The organism is Ancylobacter vacuolatus (assembly GCF_030813595.1).
In the GTDB taxonomy this organism is placed as follows: domain Bacteria; phylum Pseudomonadota; class Alphaproteobacteria; order Rhizobiales; family Xanthobacteraceae; genus Ancylobacter; species Ancylobacter vacuolatus.
The window spans coordinates 344581-366486 of the sequence record NZ_JAUSUH010000003.1; the positions used below are offsets into that span (position 1 = coordinate 344581).

Annotated in this window: 17 protein-coding genes; 6 read left to right on the forward strand and 11 right to left on the reverse strand. The window is 68.5% G+C overall.

Going from position 1 to position 21906, the window contains the following annotated elements; all coding sequences use genetic code 11:
• Positions 1-9 precede the first annotated feature (9 nt).
• From tkt to J2S76_RS09385, 3 genes are read right to left on the reverse strand one after another with little or no spacing between them, the layout of a single operon-like run.
• The gene (tkt, locus tag J2S76_RS09375; protein ID WP_307059775.1) at positions 10-2031 is read right to left on the reverse strand and encodes a transketolase; all 2022 of its coding nucleotides are present in this window, start codon (positions 2029-2031) and stop codon (positions 10-12) included.
• 14 nt (positions 2032-2045) lie between these two features.
• Positions 2046-2921, reverse strand: a complete 876-nt coding sequence (locus J2S76_RS09380) for a phosphoribulokinase (RefSeq protein WP_307059777.1) — start codon at positions 2919-2921, stop codon at positions 2046-2048.
• Positions 2922-2934: 13 nt separating this feature from the next.
• Positions 2935-3960: a class 1 fructose-bisphosphatase gene (locus J2S76_RS09385; RefSeq protein ID WP_307059779.1), complete on the reverse strand. Its 1026-nt coding sequence runs from the start codon at positions 3958-3960 to the stop codon at positions 2935-2937.
• A gap of 181 nt (positions 3961-4141) precedes the next feature.
• On the opposite strand from J2S76_RS09385, the gene J2S76_RS09390 reads away from it, so the two are divergent.
• Both J2S76_RS09390 and J2S76_RS09395 read left to right on the forward strand, forming a co-directional pair.
• Positions 4142-5125: a LysR family transcriptional regulator gene (locus J2S76_RS09390; RefSeq protein ID WP_307059781.1), complete on the forward strand. Its 984-nt coding sequence runs from the start codon at positions 4142-4144 to the stop codon at positions 5123-5125.
• A gap of 265 nt (positions 5126-5390) precedes the next feature.
• The gene (locus tag J2S76_RS09395) at positions 5391-6281 is read left to right on the forward strand and encodes a phosphoenolpyruvate carboxykinase (ATP) (protein ID WP_307059784.1); all 891 of its coding nucleotides are present in this window, start codon (positions 5391-5393) and stop codon (positions 6279-6281) included.
• Positions 6282-6415: 134 nt separating this feature from the next.
• Here J2S76_RS09395 and J2S76_RS09400 read toward each other — a convergent pair whose 3' ends face one another.
• The 6 genes from J2S76_RS09400 to J2S76_RS09425 form a co-directional block, all read right to left on the reverse strand.
• A complete protein-coding gene (locus tag J2S76_RS09400; protein WP_307059786.1) occupies positions 6416-7501 on the reverse strand; it encodes an alpha/beta fold hydrolase in 1086 nt (361 codons plus the stop codon).
• A gap of 238 nt (positions 7502-7739) precedes the next feature.
• Complete coding sequence (locus J2S76_RS09405; RefSeq protein ID WP_307059788.1) at positions 7740-8555, reverse strand: ABC transporter permease; 816 nt, start codon at positions 8553-8555, stop codon at positions 7740-7742.
• A gap of 1 nt (position 8556) precedes the next feature.
• Positions 8557-9735, reverse strand: a complete 1179-nt coding sequence (locus J2S76_RS09410) for an ABC transporter permease (RefSeq protein WP_307059790.1) — start codon at positions 9733-9735, stop codon at positions 8557-8559.
• Complete coding sequence (locus tag J2S76_RS09415; protein WP_307059792.1) at positions 9732-10820, reverse strand: ABC transporter ATP-binding protein; 1089 nt, start codon at positions 10818-10820, stop codon at positions 9732-9734. Before J2S76_RS09415 ends, J2S76_RS09410 begins: the two co-directional genes overlap by 4 nt.
• A gap of 309 nt (positions 10821-11129) precedes the next feature.
• Positions 11130-12185, reverse strand: a complete 1056-nt coding sequence (locus J2S76_RS09420) for an ABC transporter substrate-binding protein (protein ID WP_370874719.1) — start codon at positions 12183-12185, stop codon at positions 11130-11132.
• Positions 12186-12320: 135 nt separating this feature from the next.
• Positions 12321-12869 (reverse strand): cupin domain-containing protein, encoded by a 549-nt coding sequence (locus J2S76_RS09425; protein ID WP_018389594.1) that lies wholly within the window; start codon positions 12867-12869, stop codon positions 12321-12323.
• Between the two features lie 125 nt (positions 12870-12994).
• Here J2S76_RS09425 and hisD point away from each other — a divergent pair, with 125 nt between their 5' ends.
• A complete protein-coding gene (gene hisD, locus J2S76_RS09430; RefSeq protein WP_307059795.1) occupies positions 12995-14275 on the forward strand; it encodes a histidinol dehydrogenase in 1281 nt (426 codons plus the stop codon).
• A gap of 226 nt (positions 14276-14501) precedes the next feature.
• Here hisD and J2S76_RS09435 read toward each other — a convergent pair whose 3' ends face one another.
• On the reverse strand, positions 14502-15506 hold the full coding sequence (locus tag J2S76_RS09435) for a tlde1 domain-containing protein (RefSeq protein ID WP_307059797.1): 1005 nt from the start codon (positions 15504-15506) through the stop codon (positions 14502-14504).
• 505 nt (positions 15507-16011) lie between these two features.
• Between J2S76_RS09435 and J2S76_RS09440 the strand changes: the two genes are divergently transcribed.
• Complete coding sequence (locus tag J2S76_RS09440) at positions 16012-17787, forward strand: heavy metal translocating P-type ATPase (protein ID WP_307059799.1); 1776 nt, start codon at positions 16012-16014, stop codon at positions 17785-17787.
• Between the two features lie 13 nt (positions 17788-17800).
• On the opposite strand, the gene J2S76_RS09445 is transcribed toward J2S76_RS09440, so the two are convergent.
• On the reverse strand, positions 17801-18709 hold the full coding sequence (locus J2S76_RS09445; protein WP_307059801.1) for an AEC family transporter: 909 nt from the start codon (positions 18707-18709) through the stop codon (positions 17801-17803).
• A gap of 203 nt (positions 18710-18912) precedes the next feature.
• Between J2S76_RS09445 and J2S76_RS09450 the strand changes: the two genes are divergently transcribed.
• Entirely contained in the window at positions 18913-19332 is a 420-nt protein-coding gene (locus J2S76_RS09450) for an Hsp20/alpha crystallin family protein (protein ID WP_307059803.1), read from the forward strand.
• Between the two features lie 17 nt (positions 19333-19349).
• Positions 19350-21788, forward strand: coding sequence for an endopeptidase La (gene lon, locus J2S76_RS09455; RefSeq protein WP_307059805.1), 2439 nt, complete (start codon positions 19350-19352; stop codon positions 21786-21788).
• The last annotated feature ends 118 nt before the right edge of the window (positions 21789-21906 follow it).

Consider the following 21906-nt stretch of genomic DNA (forward strand, 5'->3'; position numbering starts at 1 on the left):
TCCTCTGGCTCAGGCGCAGGTCAGGAGGTCGCAGGTCGCGTCGACCACCGCCTCGGGGGTGATGTTGAAGTGCCGGTAAAGCTCACCGGCCGGGCCGGAGGCGCCGAAGCCCTCCATGCCGATGAAGCGTCCGCGCTCGCCGATCCAGCGGTCCCAGCCGAGCCGGGCGGCGGCCTCGATGGCGACGCGCGGGGCGGTGCCGAGCACGGCGCGGCGGTATTCATGGCTCTGGCGCTCGAAAAGCTCCCAGCACGGCATGGAGACGACGGCGGCGTCGACACCGCGCTCGGCCAGCAGATCCGCCCCCTTGAAGGCGATCTCGACTTCCGAGCCGGTGGCGAGCAGCGTCACGTCGCGCCGGCGCTTGGGCTTGCGGGCGACATAGGCGCCGTAGCCGGTGAGGTTTTCCTCGCTGTGCTCGATGCGGAAGGTCGGCAGGTTCTGCCGCGACAGCGCCAGCACCGAGGGCGTGCCCTCCGCATGCAGGGCGAGCTGCCAGGCTTCCAGCGTCTCCACCGCGTCGGCGGGGCGGAAGACATAGAGGTTCGGCGTCGCCCGCAGCATCGCGAGGTGCTCCACCGGCTGATGCGTCGGCCCGTCCTCGCCAAGGCCGATGGAGTCGTGCGTCAGCACATAGACGACGCGCTGTCCCATCAACGCGGAGAGCCGCATGCCGCCCCGGGCGTAGTCCGAGAACACCATGAAGGTGCCGCCATAGGGGATCGAGCCGCGGTGCAGCGCGAGGCCGTTCATAACAGCCGCCATGGCATGCTCGCGGATGCCGTAGTGGATGTAGCGGCCGGCATAATTGCCCGGCGCCACCGACTCCATGCCCTTGGTCAAGGTGAGGTTGGAATGGGTGAGATCGGCCGAGCCGCCCACCGTGAGATCGGTCGCCCGGTTGATGACGCCGAGCGACATTTCGGACGCCTTGCGGGTCGCCACCTTCGGCGCGGTCACCGACAGCTCACGCTTGTAGGCGGTGAGCTTCTCGTCGAAATCGGCGGGCAGATCGCCCTCCATCGCCGCTTCGAAATCGGCGCGGCGGCCGGAGGCGGAAAGCCGCTTCTCCCAGGCGTCGCGGGCCTTGGCGCCGGCCTCGGCGATGTCAACCCAGGCCGCCCGCACGCTGTCCGGCACCTCGAAGGGCGGATAGTTCCAGCCGAGCGCCGCGCGCGCACCCTCGATCTCGGCGGCGCCGAGCGGGGCGCCGTGCACGGCTTCCGTGCCGGCCTTGGTCGGGGCGCCATAGCCGATGGTGGTGCGGCAGGCGACCAGCACCGGCTTGTCGCTGGTGCGGGCCTCGCCGAGCGCGTCGATCAGCGCGTGATGGGCGTGGCCGTCGACCCGCATCACCTTCCAGCCCGAGGCGGCGAAGCGGGCGAGCTGGTCGGTGGAGGTGGAGAGCGAGGTCTTGCCGTCGATCGAGATGCCGTTGTCGTCCCACAGCACGATCAGCTTGGAGAGCTTCAGGTGCCCGGCGAGGTCGATGGCCTCGTGGCTGATGCCCTCCATCAGGCAGCCATCGCCGGCGATGACATAGGTGTGGTGATCGACCAGCTCGTCGCCGAAGCGGGCATTGAGCATGCGCTCGGCTAGCGCCATGCCGACCGCCGTGGTCAACCCCTGCCCGAGCGGGCCGGTGGTGGTCTCGACGCCGAGCGTGTGGCCGTGCTCGGGATGGCCGGCGGTGATGGCGCCGAGCTGGCGGAAGTTCTTGAGCTGCTCGGTGCCCATATCGGCATAGCCGAGCAGATGGTTAATGGCATAGAGCAGCATCGAGCCGTGGCCGGCGGAGAGGATGAAGCGGTCGCGGTCCGGCCAGTCGGGGCGGCGCGGATCGATCTTCATGAAGCGGCTGAACAGGGCGGTGGCGACATCGGCCATGCCCATCGGCATGCCGGGATGGCCGGACTTGGCCTGTTCCACCGCGTCCATCGCCAGCGCCCGCAGGGCGTTCGCCATGTCCTCATGGGGGATTTCGGCAGGGTCCCGGTGGGGACGCAGCGCCGCAGAGTGGCTGGTCAACATGCTGTCCTCCCGTTTCACGCGGCGCGCCGCTTCTTCTCGACAAGGTTGAGGATCATCGGCGTGAGGATGAGCTGCATCGCGATGTCGAGCTTGCCGCCGGGGATCACGATGGAATTGGCGCGGCTCATCCAGGAGCCCTCGATCATCGAGAGCAGGTAGGGAAAATCGATGCCGCGCGGGCTCTTGAAGCGGATGACGACGATGGATTCGTCGGCCGTGGGAATCCACCGGGCGATGAACGGGTTCGAGGTGTCCACCGTCGGCACGCGCTGGAAATTAATGTCGGTGTGGGTGAACTGCGGGCAGATGTAGTTCACGTAGTCCGGCATGCGGCGCAGGATGGTGTCGGTCACCGCCTCGGTCGAATAGCCGCGATGGGAACGGTCGCGGTGGATCTTCTGGATCCATTCGAGGTTGATGACCGGCACGACGCCGATCTTGAGGTCGGCATAGCGGGCGACGTCGATATTGCCGCTCGCCACCGCCCCGTGCAGCCCCTCATAGAACAGAAGGTCGGTCGGGGTCGGGATCGGCTCCCAGGCCGTGAAAGTGCCCGGCGCGCCGCCATATTCGGCCGCTTCCTTGTCGTCATGGATATAGTGGCGGTACTTGCCGGTGCCCGTCTGCGAATAGGAGCGGAAGGTCTCCTCCAGTTCCTCGAACAGGTTCGAATCCGGGCCGAAATGGCTGTAGTGATGGTTGCCGCGCGAGGCCTCCTCGGACATCACGCGCTTCATCTCGGCGCGGTCATAGCGGTGATAGGCGTCGCCCTCGATATAGGCGGCGAGCACTTCCTCGCGGCGGAAGATCTGCTCGAAGATGCGCCGCACCGAGGTGGTGCCAGCGCCGGACGAGCCGGTGACGGAGATGATGGGATGATGGATCGACATGGGTCCTCTTCCCTCAGGCGCGCAGCAGGCCGCGGCGGCCGAACAGGGGCGAGCGCTCGGGCATGGCGGCGGCGTCGCAGTGGTAGCGGGAAATGCGGTCGACCTCGGCGCGCGAGCCGAAGACCAGAGGCACGCGCTGGTGCAGGCTCACAGGGACGAGATCGAGAATCGGCAGCCGGCCATCGGTGGCGGCGCCCTGCGCCTGTTCCATCACGAAGGCGACCGGGTTGGCCTCGTAGACCAGCCGCAGGCGACCCTGCCCATAACCCCGGCGGGCGTCGCCGGGATAGAGATAGACCCCGCCACGCACCAGGATGCGGAACACATCCGCCACCATGGAGGCGACCCAGCGTGTGTTGAAGTCCTTGCCTCGCGGCCCGTCGACCCCGGCCAGGCAATCCTCGACATAGCAGCGTATGGCGATGTCCCAATGGCGCAGATTGGAAGCGTTGATGGCGTATTCGGCCGTTTCCGGCAGCACCAGCGCCCGCTCTTCGGCCAGCAGGAAGGCACCGCTGACACGGTCGAGAATGAAGATCTGCGTGCCGACGCCCACCGTCAGCACCAGCGCGGTCTGCGGGCCGTAGAGCAGGAAGCCGGCGGCCAGCTGCGCCCTTCCCGGCTGCAGCAGCGAATCGGCCCCGACATAGGGCAGGATCGAGAAAATGGTGCCGACCGTGGCGTTGCTGTCGATGTTGGACGAGCCGTCCAGCGGATCGACCGCCACCGCCAGCGTGCCGGCGGGGTCCAGCAGCACCGCCTCATCGGCTTCCTCGGAGCCGAACAGGGCGACCGGCGCGCCCGCCAGCGCGGCGCGGACCAGATCGTCGGCGATCAGGTCGAGTTCCTTCTGGCTGTCGCCATCGGCGTGATAGCCGCGCACGGTGGCGAGCGGGCCGGCCAGCGGGCCGGCGGCAAGGAGCTCGGCGATCTTCAGGCCGGCGCCGGCCAGGGCGAGCACGGCGTCGGCGACGTCGCGACGCAGGGCGTCGGCCTGTGACCACCCCTCAAGGTGGTCCTGCAATGTCGGGCGTGTCATGGCGTTCCCCAGTTGTGTTCTTGTGGGCTTGTGCCCTTTGGCGTGTCGTTTCCGTATGCCTTCGAGAGGGGACCCGAAGCGGCGGACGCCTTTTGTTGATGTCAGACTGCCTGAATTGCCGGCGTAAGGAAATTCGAATAATCTAACCCGTCACTTCAATTTAGCTGAAATGTAATGTTCCATGCGTAATGCCACGCTCAAGCAGTTGCGCGCCGTCGCCGCCATCGTCGAAACCGGCAGCGTCACCGGCGCGGCCAGAAAGCTGAACGTCACTCCGCCGGCGGTGACGATGCAGGTGCAGTTGCTCGAACAGCATCTCGGCCTGCCGCTGCTCGACCGCGCCGGCGACCGTTTCCACCCCAGCGCGGCCGGCCGCGAGATTCTCGCCGCCACCGCCCTCATCGAGCAGGCACTGGCCGATTGCGGCGCGGCGCTTGATTCGATGAAGGGTCTGCGCTCGGGGCGGGTGTCGGTGGCGCTGGTGTCGACGGCGAAATATTTCGTGCCGGCGGCGCTAGGCGCCTTCACCCGCGCCCATCCTGGCATCGACGTGGTGATCTCGGTCGGAAATCGCGAAGCGATCATCGCCGGCCTGCGCTCGGACGCCATCGATGTCGCCGTCATGGGCCGGCCACCGCTCGACATCGAGGTCGACAAGACGCTGATCGGCGACCATCCGCATGTGCTGATCGCCCCGGCCGATCATCCCCTGCTCGGCCGGCGCATTGCCCCGGCGGTGCTGGCCAGTTCGACCTTCATGTCGCGCGAGCCCGGCTCGGGCACGCGCGGGCTGATGGAGCGGTTCTTCCAGCAATCCGGCATCGAGCCGCGCATCGGCATGGAGATCGATTCCAACGAGACGATCAAGCAGGCGGTCATGGCGGGGCTGGGCCTCGCCTTCATCTCCGCCCACACCATCGCGGCTGAGGTGGCCGATGGGCGCCTTGCGGTCCTCGATGTCGAGGGATTGCCGGAGGTCCGGCAATGGTTCGTGGTGAAGCGCTCGGCCAAGCGCCTCACCCCCCCGGCGGCGGCGCTGACGGAATTTCTGGCCCGGCGCGGGCCGGAATTCCTGCCCGACACGCTGCATTTGCCCGGCGTGGCCGAGGCGCGGGCCGCGCGCGAGGCGCAGAGGCGGGAAGCGCAAGCGCGCGAGGGCGCCTAGCCCGCCCGCGCTTGCGCCATCCGCAACCGCCGGGCACGGCCGGCGCGGCGGCGCCGGGCCGGGGCAAAGAGGTCAGCCTCGGGAACGGGTTAACCGGCACGCGCGCCGCGCGTCCCTGCGCCCGGGCGGTGCTTGTTGCCCCCGAGGATATGGTGCATGAAGCCGCCTCCGCTGACGGGGCACTGTCACCGGCGGCGTCCTTTCCGCCCGATGCGCTGCGCCGCCGGCACATGCCGGCGGATCAACCTTCCCGACGGGAGCGACCGTGAATTTCGTCTACCGCGTGAGCGGCCTTCTGGTGGCGTCAGACCAGCCCTTGCCTCTCCTCGCCCGCACGCGGGATGAGGGCGTCGCGCCGGATGTGACGATCCACTTTGCCCCCGTCCCGGACGAGGAGGGGCGCGCCTGCGGCGCCTTCATTGTGTTCGGGCCGGAGCGGCTGGACCTCCTCGTGCCGCAGGTCCTGCGCGTGCGGATCGCCGCCGGCCGCTCGCTCACCGTCGATGTGGCAGCCGGCGTGCCGACCGGTGCGGTGCAGACCTATCTGCTGGGGCCTGCCTTCGCTGCGCTTCTCTACCAGCGCGGGCTGGTTCCCCTGCATGCCGGAGCGGTACGTACCGAAGCGGGCGGCGCCGTGGCGGTGGCGGGTCACAGCCGGGCAGGAAAATCGACCACCACCCGCGCCCTGATGCGCGCCGGGCACGCGCTTCTGTGCGACGACCAGCTGGTGGTCGACGCAGCGTCCGGCCTTGCCCAGGCAGGCTATCCCGCGCTCAAGCTCTGGGGCGGGGCGCTGGCGCATTTCGGCGAGGCCGCCGGCGAGGCGGTGGCCGCCGGTCTCGACAAATATCATGTCGCCTGCGCGGACGGGTTCGACACCTCGCCGGCCCGGCTGCAGGCGGTGTGCGTGCTGGTGGCCGATGCCGAGCTGCACGCGCCGGTGCTGGAACGCCTTCCCTTCCCCGAGGCGGTGGCGGCCTTGGGAACGCTGGCGCACCATGCCTATGTCGCGCATGCCCTCGGCTGTCGCCCCGGCCTCTTCCGCTTTTCCGCCGAACTGGCGCGGCGGGTGCCGGTGTTCCTGCTGCGGCGACCCGACAACCTCGACGGGCTTGATGCGGTGGTCGACCGGGTGAGGGAAGCCGCGCTGGGGTGAAGCTATTGGGGGGCGCCCCTGTCCCGGGCCAGGCCTCCGGCCGTGCACCGGGCCCCGGGCCTTCGCCTTAGGGCCCGGTGGCGCGTCACGGGGGTCTTGGCGTCACGAGGTCTTGGCGTCACGGGGTCTTGGCGTCACGGGGTCTTGGCGGCGCGGGGCGCCGTGGCGAGGAGTTCGCCGATCTCCTTGGCGTAGAACTTGGCCATGCCCAGCGTCGCGTGGCCGCGCGTGTCGGCGCTGGCGGGGATGAGCAGCACCCGGCCGTTCTTCACCCGCTTGACCTCGCGGTCCATGATGCCGGTCTCGGGCGGGTTGCGCTCGTCATCGGCGGAGTTGATGGCGAGCAGCGTGGCGGTGACCGCTTCGAGGCCGGGCGCGGCGTTGTAGTCGCGCGAGGCGTCCCACTGGTACATGAAGTCGTTGGCGTCCACGGTGAGCGGTGCCTTCAGGCGGCTGTCGAGCAGCGCATCCGCCTTCTCCCGTGTCGGCGCCATGTTCTGCAGGGCGATGTTGCCGCCATTGGTGGCGATGCCGAAATACACATTGGCGACCTGCACCGCCTTGGGCTGCTCGGTGTAGTCACCACCCTTCCAGTCGGGATCGTTGCGCACCGCGTCGATGATCATGCGGCGCATCATCCAGTTGCGGCTCGACATTTCCGTCGGCTGCGAGGCCATTGGGACCACGATGTCCATCATGTCGGGATATTTGGAACTCCACAGCCAGGCATGCATGCCGCCCATGGAATAGCCGATGATCATCCGCAGGTGCTTGACGCCGAGGCCCTGGGTGACGAGGTCGTACTGGGCGCGGACCATGTCGTCGTAATTATAGCGGGGGAACTTGGCGCGCAGGCCATCGGAGGGCTTGGCGGAGGTGCCCGCACCGATGGAATCAGTGAGGATGACGTAGTAGCGGCTCGCATCCAGCGGCTGGCCGGGACCGAACAACTCGCCGGCAAAGGCCGGGTTGAGCATCGAGGCGGCCGAGCCTGTCGTGCCGTGCAGGATAAGCACCGGCTCGCCGGTGGGGGCGCCGACCGTGGTGTAGCCGAGCTTGAGCTCGGGCAGGACCTCGCCGGTGTGGAACTTGAAATCCTTGGCGATCCAGACGCCCTGCTTGGGGGCGGGGTAGTCGGCGGCAAAGGCGGTGGCCAGTGAAGTGATCGCGACCGTGGCGGCAATCGCCACCCCGCGCAATCCGCGCATCATCATCGACATGGTAGCTCCGTTTCTTCCCTGAGACGTCGGGCTTGCTGCCCGGTTCTGATTGGCGGTCCCGACCTAATCGAAGACTGCGACCCCAGCCGTTGGCGCGGCGTCGGGTCCCTCCGGCAGGACAGCCAGGATCATCTTTGGTGTTTTCACGCCCATTCGCAAGCATTTGAAAGCGCGAAAGACCGAGAACGAAACGAAGCGAAACAGAAAGCGAGCCGGGAGGAGCGCAGCCGCCGGAGGCCTATGCGGCCTCTGACGCCTGGGCGAGCCGGTTCTGGCGCCAGCGCAGCAGCCCGGCGAGGCCGGCGAGGCACAGCGTGCCGATGATGAGCAGGAAGGCGGCGGCCGCCACCGTCGGGCTCACATTCTCGCGGATGCTGGAGAACATCTGCCGTGCCAGCGTGCGCTGGTTGGGGCCGGCGACGAACAGGGTGATGACCACCTCGTCCAGCGAGGTGGCAAAGGCGAATACTGCGCCCGAAATCACCCCCGGCAAGGCGAGCGGCAGCGTGATGCGCCGGAACACCGTGGCCGGATTGGCGCCCAGGCTGCTCGCCGCCCGCTCGATCGACCCGTCAATGCCGCCGAGCGAGGCCGAGACGCTGACGATGACGAAGGGCACGCATAGCACCGCATGGGCGACGACGACGCCGAGATAGGTGCTGGCAAGGCCCAGCCGCGTATAGAGAATCTGCATGCCGACGCCCAGCACCACCGCCGGCACCACCATGGGTAGCAGGAACATCACCCGCAGCAGGCTGGCAAAGGGCAGCCGCGTATTGCGCAGGCCGAGCGCGGCCAGCGTGCCGATGACGGTGGACAGCACGGTGGCGCCGCAGCCGATGATCAGGCTGTTGATGATGGAGCGCCGCCAAGTCTCGCTGGTCTGCAATTCGACGAACCAGCGCGAGGAGAAGCTCTCGATCGGGTAGTTCAGGAACACGCTGGAATTGAACGCCAGCGGCAGGATGGCGATCACAGGCGCGACCAGAAAGAACACCACGGCCGCGCCGAAGACGATCTGGCCGGTGCGGAAGGCGGGGGAGTTCGCCGCCATCTCAGGCCCCCACCATGTTGGGCGAGCGCGACAGGCGGCCATAGACCAGATAGAGCGCCGTGGTCGTCACCAGCAGGATCAGGCCGAGCGCGCCGGCCATGCCCCAGTTCGCAGTGCCGGTGGCGAAGAAGGCGATGACGGAAGAAATCATCTGGTCCTCCGCCCCGCCGACCAGCGCCGGCGTGATGTAGTAGCCCAGCGCCACCATGAAGACGAGCAGCGAGCCGGAGGCGACGCCGGGCAGCGCCATCGGCAGCAGCACGTGCCAGAAGGCCCGCAGCCGGCTCGCCCCGAGCGAGGAGGCCGCCGGCATCAGGTTGCGCGGTATGCCCAGCAGCACGGAGTAGATCGGCAGCACCATGAAGGGCAGCAGCACATGGGTCATCGCGATGACGACGCCGGTGCGGTTGAAAATCAGCTGCAGCGGCTGGTCGACGATGCCCACCGCGATGAGCGCCTTGTTTATCAGCCCCTCATTCTGCAGCAGGATCACCCAGGAGGCGGTGCGCACCAGCAGCGAGGTCCAGAGCGGCAGCAGCACGGCGAGCAGCAGCACATTGCGCACCCAGCCGGTGCTGGCGGCGGCGATCATCGCATAGGGCAGGCCGATCAGCGCACACAGCGCCGTCACCAGCGCGGCGATGGTGAAGGTGCGCACCATGATGACGCGATTGGCCGAGACGTCGGCGGTGATGCTGCCCTCGGTGTCGCGCTTGAGATCGACGGCGGCGAGCAGGTTGCGGTCGGTGTAGTTCGGCATGGCCCGCTGCAGCGCCTGCCAGTAACGGCCCTCGCCCCAGCGCGGGTCGATGCCGGCGAGGTCGACGGTCTGATCGGGGGGCAGGTCGCGCACCGCGCTTGTGGTGCGACTGAGCAGGGTGCGGAAGCCCGACACCTCGCTGTTGAGCCGGCGCACGGCATCGCCGAACGCCATCTGCTCGCTCGGCGCGCGCAGATCCGCAATGAGCGCGTCCTGCACCTCCTTGGGCGGCAGGCCGGAACCGTCCCAGGCGCCGATGGCGCTCGCGGTTTCCGGCATCACCTGCCGCACCGTGCCGTCGGTGACGGAGACGGTGATCATCATAACCAGCGGCCAGACGAAGAACGCCGCCAGGAACAGGAACAGCGGCGCCACCAGAAGGAGCGCCGAGACGCGGGCGCGTGCCGGGGACCCGCTCATGAAGCGCTTCCCGGTGCCTTGTCCGGCGCGATCAACGTGCATTCGGACGGCTCGAAGCAGGCGAAGGCCGTGCTGCCGACCGGCCCCACCGGCACGCGCCGCTGCACCTTGGCGACGAGGTCCAGCCCCGGCCCCGCCAGATGCGTGCGCAGATGGTCGCCCTGATAGACATTGTCGGTGACGGTGACGGGAATGACATTGCCCGCGCCCGCCTCGCCCTGAAGGTGCAGCCGCTCGGGCCGCACCGAGGCGAGGATCGGCGCGCCGACCTCTACCGGAGCGAGCAGCGCGGCGCGCACGCCCACGCCGCTGGTGAGCGCGACCTCGGCGATGCCGTCTTCCACCCGCTGCACCACCCCTTCAAACAGGTTGGTCTCGCCGATGAACTCGGCGACGAAACGGGTACGGGGGCGGTCATAAATGCCCTCCGGCGTGTCGAGCTGCTCGATGCGGCCGCGATTGAACACGGCGATGCGGTCCGACATGGTCAGCGCTTCGGACTGGTCGTGGGTGACGAAGATCACCGTGAGGCCGAGCGTGCGGTGCAGGTCGCGCAGTTCGAGCTGCATGTGCTCGCGCAGCTGCTTGTCGAGCGCGCCGAGCGGCTCGTCCATCAGCACCACGGTGGGCTCGAACACCAGCGCGCGGGTAAGCGCCACACGCTGCTGCTGGCCGCCGGAAAGCTGGGACGGGCGGCGATCCTTCAGATGGGCAAGGCGCACCATGTCGAGCGCCCGCGCCACGCGCTCGCCCGCTTCGCGCTTCCCGACGCCGCGCATGACGAGGGGGAAAGCGACATTCTCGGCCACCGTCATGTGCGGAAACAGCGCGTAGTTCTGGAACACCACGCCCATGTTGCGCTTGTGCGAGGGCAGGTTCTCGATGCGGGTGCCGTCGAGCCAGATGGCCCCGTGCGAGGGGTGCTCGAAACCCGCCAGCATCATCAGGATCGTGGTCTTGCCCGAGCCGGAGGGACCCAGCAGGCTGACGAACTCCCCCTTGGCGACCTGGAGATCGAGCTGGTCGACCACCCGCAGCGGGCCAAAGGACTTCGTGACTTGATCGAAATGGATGAAGGGCGCCAACCGCAATCTCCGAGTGATGGCCTTGGCCCTGACGTTACCCGGCCGGGAAGCCCGCTCCAAGCGCTGGCCCATCCCGTCCCCGCCTTTCGGCAGTTGCGGGCGCCGGTCCCGCCTTCGCCCGCACCAAGGGGCCTATTAGAGGCCGGGCCGCGCCCTCGAAAGGCGCGGCCCGGAAATGGGGCGTCGTCGGCAGGCCTGCACGCGGCGCGGCCCGGAAAGGTGGCGTCGTCGGCGGGCCGGCGCGTGGCGCGGCCCGGAAAGGTGGCGTCGTCGGCGGGCCGGCGCGTGGCGCGGCCCGCCTGGCGCGCCTTACTTCGCCAGCCAGGCGTTGAAGCGCTTGGTCAGTTCCTCGACATTGTCGACCCAGAACGCGCCGTCCAGCGCGATGGCGCCGGTGAGGTTCGCCTGCGTGGTCGGCAGGTTCTTCTGCAGGGCGGCGGGGACCATCGCGGCGGCTTCCTTGTTGGGCAGGCCGTAGGCGATGTAGTCCGGCAGCTTCGACTGGTTGACCGGCTCGCTGGCGAAGGCAATGAAGTTCATCGCTTCCTTGGCGTTCGGGCTGTCCTTGAGGATCACCCAGCTGTCGATGGCATAGATGCTGCCCGGCCAGACACCCTGGAAGTTCTTGCCTTCGGTCTTGTTGATGCCGGCGAGGCGCCCATTATAGGCGGTCGACATCACCACTTCGCCTGACGCCAGCAGCGAGAGCGGCTGCGCGCCGGCTTCCCACCACACGATGTTCGGCTTCAGTTCGTCCAGCTTCTTGAACGCGCGGTCGACGCCTTCCGGCGTGCCGAGCACCTTGTAGACCTCCTCCGGCTTCACGCCGTCGGCCATCAGGGCGAATTCGAGCGAATATTTCGGGCCACGGCGGAAGCCGCGCTTGCCGGGGAACTTGGTGGTGTCCCAGAAATCCGCCCAGGAGGTGGGGGGCGTCTTGAGCCGGTCGGCGTCATAGCTAAGCATGGTCGACCAGACGATGGCGCCGACGCCGCAATCGCTCACCGCGGCGGGCAGGAACTTGTCCTTGCCGCCAAGCGCGGCCCAGTCGATCTTCTCATAGAAGCCGTCGGCGCAGCCGAGTTCCAGTTCCTCGGTCTCGACCTGCACAACGTCCCAGTTCGGCACGCCGGCCTTCACCTTGGCGGCGATCACGCCGATGCCGCCATCCCAGCTCTCGTCGAGCACCGGCTTGCCGATCTTCTTCGAGAAGGGCTCGAAATAGATTTTCTTCTGGGCGTCCTGGTAGTTGCCGCCCCAGGACACGACGGTCAGGTCGCGGGCCGAGGCCGTGCCGCCGGCCACCATCAGGCCGAGAGCGAGGCCGGCACCGCCGATCCGCAGAAGAGTCGATGTCACCTTCATGGAATTTCCCCCTGTTGTCGCTTGTGTTGGCAGCAAAGCACGCCACCGGCATGGGTGACAGAACAGCAACGCCCCCTCTGGGGCGCATGGTGAATATAATAACCGATTCTGCCCTGTTTTCAGGCGCGGAGCCGCCTAATAGGTGGGCGGGTTGATGGCACTGACAATCTCGCTCGGCTCCTCCGCCACATTGCGGAAGCGATGCGGCAGCTTGCTGTCGAAATAATAGGCGTCGCCAGCATGGAGTATCTTGGAATTGTTCTCCACCGTCACCTCCACCGCACCGCGGATCACCATGCCGGCCTCCTGCGCCGTATGCGAGAAGGCTTCCCCGGTATCAGCCCCGACGGCATAGGTTTCGTGCAGGACGAGAATCTGCCGGTTGGGGTGGTTGATGCCGATCACACGATACGAGATCGCCTCGCCACTCCCGACTTCCGGCAGTTCCGAGGCCTCATAGAAGGGCGAATAGGACGACATCTGCTGAAGCTCGGAGAAAAAGCCTACCAGCGTCGTCCCCAAGGCCTCCAATATGGCGGCGAGCGTGTCGATGGACGGACTGATGCGGTCGCGCTCGATCAGCGAGATCGAGGAATGCGAGACGCCGGAGCGCAGCGCCAAGCGGCGGATGCCGAGATTGCGACGGCGGCGCAGCTCGCGAATTCCGGGTCCTATATGCGGCATGGGGGCCTCGTCTGCGTCGCGCGAATTCCAGGCAGGGTGGAGAATATAATAGACAGCCGTGTCCCCGCCAATTGCCGCCATCGGCGGCGGGCCTCACCATCGCGCGATCCTCACAGGAAACCGCCATGCCCGCGCTCAGCCCTGCCCTTGCCGACCAGATCCACTCCGTCAAGGCGCCGCGCCCCGACGATGGCAGCGACTCCAGCCAGATCGCAGCCACCGTCAAGGAGGTGCTGGAGGCGGTGCGCGCCCGCGGCGACGAAGCTGTGCGGCATTATTCCAAGCTGTTCGACAAGAGCGATGTCGGCTCCATTGAGGTGACGGCCGAGGAGCGCGCTGCCGCCCTCGCCGGCCTCGATCCGCAGACCCGCGCCGACACCGAATTCGCCATTGAGCGGGTGCGGGCCTTCGCGCAGGCGCAGCTCGCCACCATCCTGCCGCTGGAGATCGAGGCGCTGCCTGGCCTGCATCTCGGCCATCGGGTGATCCCGATCCAGCGCGTCGGCGCCTATGTGCCGGGCGGGCGCTACCCGCTGCTCTCCGCGCCGATCATGACCATCGTGCCGGCCAAGGTGGCCGGCTGCGACGAGGTGATCGCCTGCCTGCCGCCGACCGCGCACCCCGCCATGATCGCCGGCTGCCACCTCTCCGGCGCCGACCGCATTTTTCGCGTGGGTGGCGCTCAGGCTATCGCGGCGATGGCCTTCGGGACGGAGACCATTCCCGCCGTCGACAAGGTGGTCGGCCCCGGCAATGCCTATGTGAACGAGGCCAAGCGGCAGGTGTTCGGCCCTGTCGGCATCGACCAACTCGCCGGGCCGAGCGAGATCTTCATCGTCGCCGACGAGACCGGCGACGCCGAGATGATCGCCACCGATCTGCTGGCGCAGGCCGAACACGACATCCGCACCCGCGTCGGCCTCATCACCACCAGCCGGGCGCTGGCAGAAGCAACGTTGGTCGAGGTGGAGAAGCAGCTGAAGACGCTTTCCACCGCGCCGGTCGCCGGCAAGGCCTGGGCGGATTTCGGCGAGATCGTGGTGTGCGACAGCGAAGAGGCGATGATCGCCTATTCCGACCACATCGCCGCCGAGCATTTGCAGGTCCACACCGCTGATCCGCACGCCATGGCGGCCAAGCTGCGCAATTACGGCTCGCTGTTCATCGGCACGCTGGCGAGCGTGGTCTATTCCGACAAATGCTGCGGCACCAACCACACGCTGCCCACCATGGGCGCCGGCCGCTACACCGGCGGGCTCTGGGTCGGCTCCTTCGTTAAGATCTGCACCCATCAGTGGCTGGACGCGCGCGGCGTCGCCGCCGTGGCCCCCCCGGCCATCCGCCAGAGCGCCAGCGAAGGGCTGGAAGGCCACCGCCGCGCCGCCGCCTTCCGCCTTCAGGGCTGAGCGGCGGCACGTCGAGCGCGCCCCTGTCCTCCGAGCCCTGGAACGGACGGGGGCGCGTCTCGCTTCGTTGACGTCTCGACAACAAAAGCCCCCAGGACCGGCCCTCGCCGGCGCTGGGGGCTTTGGTCGTTTGAAGGCCCATTGAGGTGGGCACGCTCAGGATGGCAGCTCACCCGCCGCCTTGATGGAAAGGCGCGGCCGCACCCGCGTGGTCGGTTACGCGTGGTCAGTTCCGTTTGCCGCCGGTCAGCCAAGAGAGCAGCGGGTTGGCCGGCTCGGCGGATTTCGGCATCGCCTCGACCACGATCACCTCCTCCACATGCCCCTTCTTGAAGGCGGCCAGGAAGGCATCGTAGTCGGCGAGCGAGATGCAGCCATTGGAATCGCCGCGCGGCCCCAGCAGATAGGGGTGCAGCAGGAAACCGTTGCGGCCATACATCTTGCCATCGCCCACCGGCGTCATTCGCACCGCCTCGGTGCCATGGAACAGCGCCTCGCGCATGCGCAGCTTGTAGCGGTTCGGCGGGGTCGGCCCGAGCATCTTCACATGCACGTAGCGGGGATCGTCGAACTTATCGCCATAACCCGAATGCGCCTCAAGCTTCTTGCCGCCGGGCAGATGGAGCTTCTTGGCGCGGATGTCGTAGATGGCGAACCTGTCTTCGCTGGTGGGGTAGCGAAGCTCGTCCTTCGGTGCCTCGGTGGCCGCGGGCGGTGCCTCCGGCTCGGCCGCGTCGTCCTCTTCCATCGGCGGCGGGAGCGCGGCGATCTGCGCTTCCATGTCCGGCTTGCGCGGCGGGCGCGGCGCGAGGGTCAGCGTGTCTTCCGGCTCATCGCCGGCCATCACACGCCCGGCAAAGAGCGGGTTGGCCATGGGCAACGGCACGGTGCTCACCGTCTCCATCGGCGGCACCACCTCGTCGGGGGCGGCGGCGACGGGGGCGGGACGCGCGATCATCGGCGCGGGGTCGAACAGCCAGTGGGTCGGCGGCGCAAAGGCGCCCGCCGTCTGGAAATTGCGGATGTCCATCACCGTAAAGGTCGGCGCCGGCGAGGGCTCATCCACCACCACGCTGGCGACGGCCGGGGCGGGAGGCGCCGACATGAGCGGGGGATCGACCCGCGCGGCATCGGCGGGGGTCGGAATCGCAGTGTTGGAAATCCACGCGACGGCAACCGCCACGCCAACAAAACCCGCCGAGCCGATAAGGAACGAGCCAACTAGCCGCATAGGCATCTCTGTACAGATGACGGACGTTCGCGCACGACCCGCAGATCGTCCACGCCCGGCGTCAGCCTTCGGTTGCACACGGCACCGGCGCCCAAGCCATTGTCCGCCGGTGGCCCCCAAGCCAAATCGTTCCTAGCCAAACTTAGGTAATATTTCATTAATGCCGCGCCGACAACCCGGCTCTGGCACCCACGCTGCACCTGCGCACTGGCTGGGCATGCGGCTGCACAGGGACTCGGAATGCGGCCGGCAAACGTAGTTCTGCCAATGGAATAAACATCAGTTTGGAACTACTAAAGACAGACGTGCCGGCAGGCCTTCTGCCCGCCGAAACCCCGGTGTCTTCGTGACCCCTCCCGCTTTTGCCAAGCTTGCGCCCGACTCTGGACCGCCCCCTGCGACAGGCTCGGCGCAAGGGCGCGCACCGGGACTTCGGAACCTGCTGCTGCCGGGGCTTCTGCTGGCGCTGGCGGCCGGGGGAATCAGCTGGGCCGCGGGGCAAGGCGTGCTCGCCGAGCGCTTCTGGGCCGGGGCGACGGCGCTGGTGCTCGCCCTGCTGGTCGTCCACATTCTTTCCAGCCTGCGGCGCGGCGAATTCGGTCTCGATCTGATCGCCGCCCTCGCCATGGGCGCCGCCCTCGTCTTCGGCGAGAACCTGGCCGGCGCCATCGTCGCGCTGATGTTCACCGGCGGCGAGGCGCTGGAAGCCTTCGCCCAGCGCCGGGCGGCGCGGGAGATGAGCGCCCTGCTCGCCCGGGTCCCGCGCACCGCGTCACGCTATGAAAACGGCCGGCTGGCGGAAGTCGCACTCGACGCGCTACGCCCCGGCGACCGGCTGCTGGTGCGGCGGGGCGAGGTGGTGCCGGTGGATGGCACGCTCGACAGCACTCTTGCCGCGCTCGACCAGGCGGCGCTGACCGGCGAGCCACTGCCGGTGCGCCGGACCCGCGGCGAGGCGGTGATGAGCGGCGCGACCAATGCGGGCGACGCCTTCGATCTCGTCGCCAGCCGCGCGGCAGCGGACAGCACCTATGCCGGCATCGTCCGGCTGGTGGCCGCCGCCCAGCAGTCGAAGGCGCCGATGGTGCGCCTCGCCGACCGCTATGCGCTGGGGTTTCTCGCGCTGACACTGGTTATCGCCGGGGCGGCCTGGGCATTGAGCGGCGATCCCGTTCGCCTGCTGGCGGTGCTGGTCATCGCCACCCCCTGCCCGCTCATCCTCGCCGTGCCGGTGGCGATCATCTCAGGCATTTCGCGCTGCGCCGCGCGCGGCGTGCTGGTGAAGGATGGCGGCGCGCTGGAACGGCTGGCGACCCTGCGCACCGTGCTTATCGACAAGACCGGCACCCTCACCGGCGGCCGCCCGAGCCTCGTCGCCATCAAGGCACGGGCCGGGCTCGCGCCCGACGAGGTGCTGCGGCTGGCCGCCTCGCTCGACCAGGCCTCCGCCCATGTGGTGGCGGGCGCGCTGGTGGAAGCGGCAGGCGGGCGCGGCCTCGCCCTCGCCTCGCCGAGCGCCATCACAGAGGAGCCGGGCGCCGGCCTCACCGGGCGCGTCGAGGGCCATGAGGTGGCGGTGGGCGGCTGGGGCTTCGTTGCGGCGCGGCTGGCGGCGAACGCGATGGACGGGGACATCGTGGCCGAGCGGGCGCACTGGGCCGAACGCCCGGGCACGGTGGTGGTTGCCGTGGCGGTGGATGGCACGCTGGCTGGCGCACTGCTGCTCGCCGACGCGGTGCGCGAGGAGGCGCAGGCGGTGCTCGGCGCCCTGCGCGAGATGGGCGTGACCCGCCTCATCCTCGCCACCGGCGACGAGACCGGGCGGGCGGAGGCGATCGCCGCCGGCCTCGGCTTCGACGCCGTGCTGAGCAACATGACGCCGCAGGACAAGGCCGCCGCCGTGGTCCGGGAGCATCCCAACGGCCCGGTCATGATGATCGGCGACGGGGTCAATGACGCACCGGCGCTGGCCGCCGCCGATATCGGCGTCGCGATGGGTGGAGGCGGCTCAGCCGCCGCGTCGGAAGCCGCCAGCATCGTCATCCTGGTCGACAAGCTCGACCGGTTGATCGACGCGATGGCGATCGCCCGCCGCTCCCGCGCCATCGCCGTCCAGAGCGTCGTCGCGGGCATCGGCCTCTCGACGCTCGGCATGGTCGCCGCCGCCTTCGGCCTGCTGGCGCCGGTACAAGGCGCACTGCTTCAGGAGCTGATCGACGTGGCGGTGATCCTCAACGCGCTGCGGGCGCTGCGCGCGCAGCGAGGGAGCACGCCGGTCTGAAGGCGTAATGGCATCAGCCGAGGACGGAAATGACCGACCACCAGCCCCAGGCGGTCAGCAGCGAGAGCGGCACGCCAAGGCCAATCAGCAGCGCGACAAGGTCGGGCTCCAGCTCGTGCTCCATGGCGATGATGCTGGCGCCGAGCATAGGCGGCATCGCCATTTCCAGCATCGCCACCTTGGCAACCGGATCACCGGCCTGGCCGAGCGCGAGATAAAACAAGATGAGCAGCGCCGGCGCGATAAGGAGCCGGTGGAACAGGCCGAGCGCCACCGGCCCGGCACGACCCGCCAGCCGGTCGAGCCGCAGCGCGAAGCCCACCGCGGCCAGCGCGATCGGGGTCAGCGTATTGGCGAGGGTCTCGATGAGCTGCGCCAGCCATTCCGGCCGGGCGAGATCATTGGTCGCGAAGGCGATCAGCACCGCATAGAAGGGCGGGAAGGTGGCGATCCGCCGCGCCACCACGGCGAGGTCGAGCCGGCCGGAAATCGCCACCGTGGCGACCGCAAGGCCCAGCGTCGAGACGGCGAGATAGGTGCCGAACAGGTCGATGACGATGCCGAGCCCCAGCCATTGGCTGCCGGCGAAGGCGGCGATCATCGGCAGGCCGACAAAGGAGGTGTTGCCCCACCCGGCCACCAACAGGATCGCCCCGATGCGCTGGCGCGACCAGCCGAGCCAGCGGCAGAGCGGCACCAGCAGTGCGATGGACACGAGAACGCCGAGCCAGGGCGTCGCCGCCGCCAGCCACCAGTCGGGGCGCAGCGTCACCCCCTGCACGCTGTTAAGCGCCGCCGCCGGCAGCGCGACATTGATGACCCAGCCGCCCAGCACCTTGGTGGCGCTCTCCGGCAGCCGGCCGGACAGCCGAAGCAGCACGCCGATGGCAAGGCACAGCACGATCAGCAGTATTTCCGACATGGCCAGCGACCTCCCCTCGCCCGGCGCCCCGCCCGGCGGTAGCGCGTTCAGGTTTGCCGCAAACGCATGGCGACGCCACCCGGGGCCTTTCCAGTTCGCCGCCCGGCCCCTGGGTCGCTCTCTGGTGTTGCCGAAGCGCATCACCATATGTGCCTGCGTGGGCCTCCACCCCGAGGGGAATTTGGGCCTGCCAGGAGAAGCCCATGAACAAGACTGATCCCCGCCTGTGGATGTGGTCGGACGCGGTCGACATGCTCAACCGCGCCGAACGGATGCACCGGCAGATGTTCCAGCCGGTCGCGCGACCCGAGGCGCCGGCGCGTCACCACGCCCCGTGCTGGGAGCCGCCGGTCGACATGCTGGAAACCGACCACGAATTGCTGGTGCTCGCCGCCCTGCCCGGCGTCGACCCCGACCGCATGACCGTGTCGATCCAGAACGGCGTGCTCACCATCGCCGGCGCCCGCGTGCTGCCGCCAGAGCTGCACCGCGCCACCATCCACCGCATGGAGCTGCCGCAGGGCCGGTTCGAGCGCCAGCTCGCTTTGCCGCCCGGCCGCTATGAGGTGAACCGTCCGCGCGTGGTCAATGGCTGCCTCGCCATCGTGCTGCGCAAGGTTTGAGGAGGGGGATTGAACCGATGACACATCCCGATTTCGACAGATATTCCCCGCTCCGCATGGCCGATGCCGGCGGCAATGCCGGCAACGGCGGCGCCACCAATGGCAATGTGCCTGACGACCAGATGATCCTGCTGCCGGTGCGCAATCTCGTGCTGTTCCCCGGCGTGGTGATGCCGGTGGCGGTGGCGCGCCCGGCCTCCATCGCTGCCGCCCAGCAGGCGGTGCGCGAGGGGCGCCCGGTCGGCATTCTCATGCAGCGCGACCCCACGGTGGAGGAACCCGGCCCGACCGACCTGCATCGCATGGGCGTGATCGCCAACATCTTGCGCTATGTCACCGCCCCCGACGGGACGCATCACCTGGTCTGCCAGGGCGAGCAGCGCTTCCATGTCGAGGACTTCGTGCGGGAGAAGCCCTTCCTCACCGCCCGCGTGACGCGGATCGAAGAGAGCGAGGAACGCAGCTCCGAGATCGAGGCGCGCTTCGTCCACCTGCAGGGCCAGGCGAACGAGGTGATGGAATTGCTGCCGCAGGTGCCGGCCGAGCTGGTCGCCGCCGTGCGCGGCGCCAATTCGCCGGCCGGGCTTGCCGATCTCGTTGCCGCCTATGCCGACATCTCGCCCGACGAGAAGCAGGAACTGCTGGAGACGGTCGATATCAGCGCCCGCATGGCCAAGATCTCGCGCCTGCTCGCCCACCGCATCGAGGTGCTGCGGCTGTCGCAGGAAATCGGCAAGCAGACCAGGGCGTCGCTGGACGAGCGCCAGCGCGAGGTGCTGCTGCGCGAGCAGATGGCGGCGATCCAGAAGCAGCTGGGCGAGGATGGCGGCAACAGCCAGGAAATCGCCGATCTGGACGCGGCGATCACGCAGGCCGGCATGCCGGAGGATGTGGAGCAGATGGCCCGCAAGGAGCTGGGCCGGCTGCGCCGCATGCAGGATTCCAGTGCCGAATACGGCATGATCCGCACCTATCTCGACTGGCTGATCGCCCTGCCGTGGAAGCTGCCGGAGACCGCGCCGATCGACATCGCCGAGGCCCGCAAGGTGCTGGACGAGGACCATTTCGGCCTCGACAAGATCAAGCGCCGCATCGTCGAATATCTCGCCGTGCGCAAGCTGGCGCCGAACGGCAAGGCACCGATCCTGTGCTTTGCCGGTCCTCCTGGCGTCGGCAAGACCTCGCTCGGCCAGTCCATCGCCCGCGCCATGGGCCGCAAATTCGTCCGTGTCTCACTCGGCGGCGTGCATGACGAGGCGGAGATCCGCGGCCACCGACGCACCTATGTCGGCGCGCTGCCGGGCAACATCATCCAGGGCATCCGCAAGGTCGGCACCCGCGACTGCGTGATGATGCTGGACGAGATCGACAAGATGGGCTCCGGCATCCAGGGCGACCCGTCGGCGGCGATGCTGGAAGTGCTCGACCCCGAGCAGAACGGCACTTTCCGCGACAATTATCTCGGCGTCCCGTTCGACCTGTCGCGCGTGGTGTTCATCGCCACTGCCAACATGCTCGACACCATCCCCGGCCCGCTGCGCGACCGCATGGAAATCATCCAACTGACCGGCTACACCGACCAGGAAAAGCTGCAGATCGCCCGGCGCTATCTGGTCCGCCGCCAGCTGGAGGCCAATGGCGTCACGCCCGAGCAGGTGGAGATCGACGACGAGGCGCTTAAAGCGCTGATCCGCGCCTATACCCGTGAGGCCGGCGTGCGCAATCTGGAGCGCGAGGTCGGCCGCGCCGTGCGCCATGTCGCGGTGGATATCGCCGAAGGCAACGCCAGTCAGGTGCGGATCGGCGTCGAGACGCTGCCCGAATTGCTCGGGCCGCCGATCTTCGAGGACGAGGTGGCGCTGCGGGTCAGCGTTCCGGGCGTCGCCACCGGCCTCGCCTGGACACCGGTGGGCGGCGACATCCTGTTCATCGAGGCGACCCGCATCCCCGGGCGCGGCGGGCTGATCCTCACCGGCCAGCTCGGCGAGGTGATGAAGGAAAGCGCGCAGGCGGCGTGGAGTCTCGTCAAGAGCCGCGCCGTCGAGCTCGGCATCGACCCCGGCATCTTCGCCACCAGCGACGTGCATGTGCATGTGCCGGCCGGCGCCACGCCCAAGGACGGGCCGAGCGCCGGGGTGGCGATGTTCACCGCCCTCGTCTCGCTGCTCACCGGCCGCACGGTGCGCAAGGACACGGCGATGACCGGCGAAATCTCGCTGCGCGGGCTGGTGCTGCCGGTCGGCGGCATCAAGGAGAAGGTGGTGGCGGCCGCGCGGGCCGGATTGACGCGCGTCATGCTCCCCGCCCGCAACCGGCGCGACTATGAGGATATCCCTCAGGACGCGCGGGACCGGCTGGAGTTCGTCTGGCTGGAGCGGGTGGACGACGCCATCGCGGCCGCGCTGGAGCCAGGCGAGGCCGCAGGCGAGGCTCGCGAGTTCAAGGCGGCGAGCTGAGCCTGTCGCACCACAAAGGGCCGTCCCGGCACACAGCCGGGGCGGCCTTTCTTCTGCCGCCCTGGCCGCAGATGACGCTGCGGGGAAAACGGGCTAGAGCACGCGCGGACCGGCTTGC

Excerpts from the sequence above, each read along its gene's own strand:
- J2S76_RS09425 (WP_018389594.1), bottom strand. The coding sequence starts at position 12,869 with ATGCCGCATATAGGACCCGGAATTCGCGAGCTGCGCCGCCGTCGCAAT.
- tkt (WP_307059775.1), bottom strand. The coding sequence starts at position 2,031 with ATGTTGACCAGCCACTCTGCGGCGCTGCGTCCCCACCGGGACCCTGCC.
- hisD (WP_307059795.1), top strand. The coding sequence starts at position 12,995 with ATGCCCGCGCTCAGCCCTGCCCTTGCCGACCAGATCCACTCCGTCAAG.
- J2S76_RS09380 (WP_307059777.1), bottom strand. The coding sequence starts at position 2,921 with ATGTCGATCCATCATCCCATCATCTCCGTCACCGGCTCGTCCGGCGCT.
- J2S76_RS09390 (WP_307059781.1), top strand. The coding sequence starts at position 4,142 with ATGCGTAATGCCACGCTCAAGCAGTTGCGCGCCGTCGCCGCCATCGTC.
- J2S76_RS09400 (WP_307059786.1), bottom strand. The coding sequence starts at position 7,501 with ATGTCGATGATGATGCGCGGATTGCGCGGGGTGGCGATTGCCGCCACG.
- J2S76_RS09420 (WP_370874719.1), bottom strand. The coding sequence starts at position 12,185 with ATGAAGGTGACATCGACTCTTCTGCGGATCGGCGGTGCCGGCCTCGCT.
- J2S76_RS09405 (WP_307059788.1), bottom strand. The coding sequence starts at position 8,555 with ATGGCGGCGAACTCCCCCGCCTTCCGCACCGGCCAGATCGTCTTCGGC.
- lon (WP_307059805.1), top strand. The coding sequence starts at position 19,350 with ATGACACATCCCGATTTCGACAGATATTCCCCGCTCCGCATGGCCGAT.
- J2S76_RS09410 (WP_307059790.1), bottom strand. The coding sequence starts at position 9,735 with ATGAGCGGGTCCCCGGCACGCGCCCGCGTCTCGGCGCTCCTTCTGGTG.
- J2S76_RS09435 (WP_307059797.1), bottom strand. The coding sequence starts at position 15,506 with ATGCGGCTAGTTGGCTCGTTCCTTATCGGCTCGGCGGGTTTTGTTGGC.
- J2S76_RS09385 (WP_307059779.1), bottom strand. The coding sequence starts at position 3,960 with ATGACACGCCCGACATTGCAGGACCACCTTGAGGGGTGGTCACAGGCC.
- J2S76_RS09450 (WP_307059803.1), top strand. The coding sequence starts at position 18,913 with ATGAACAAGACTGATCCCCGCCTGTGGATGTGGTCGGACGCGGTCGAC.
- J2S76_RS09445 (WP_307059801.1), bottom strand. The coding sequence starts at position 18,709 with ATGTCGGAAATACTGCTGATCGTGCTGTGCCTTGCCATCGGCGTGCTG.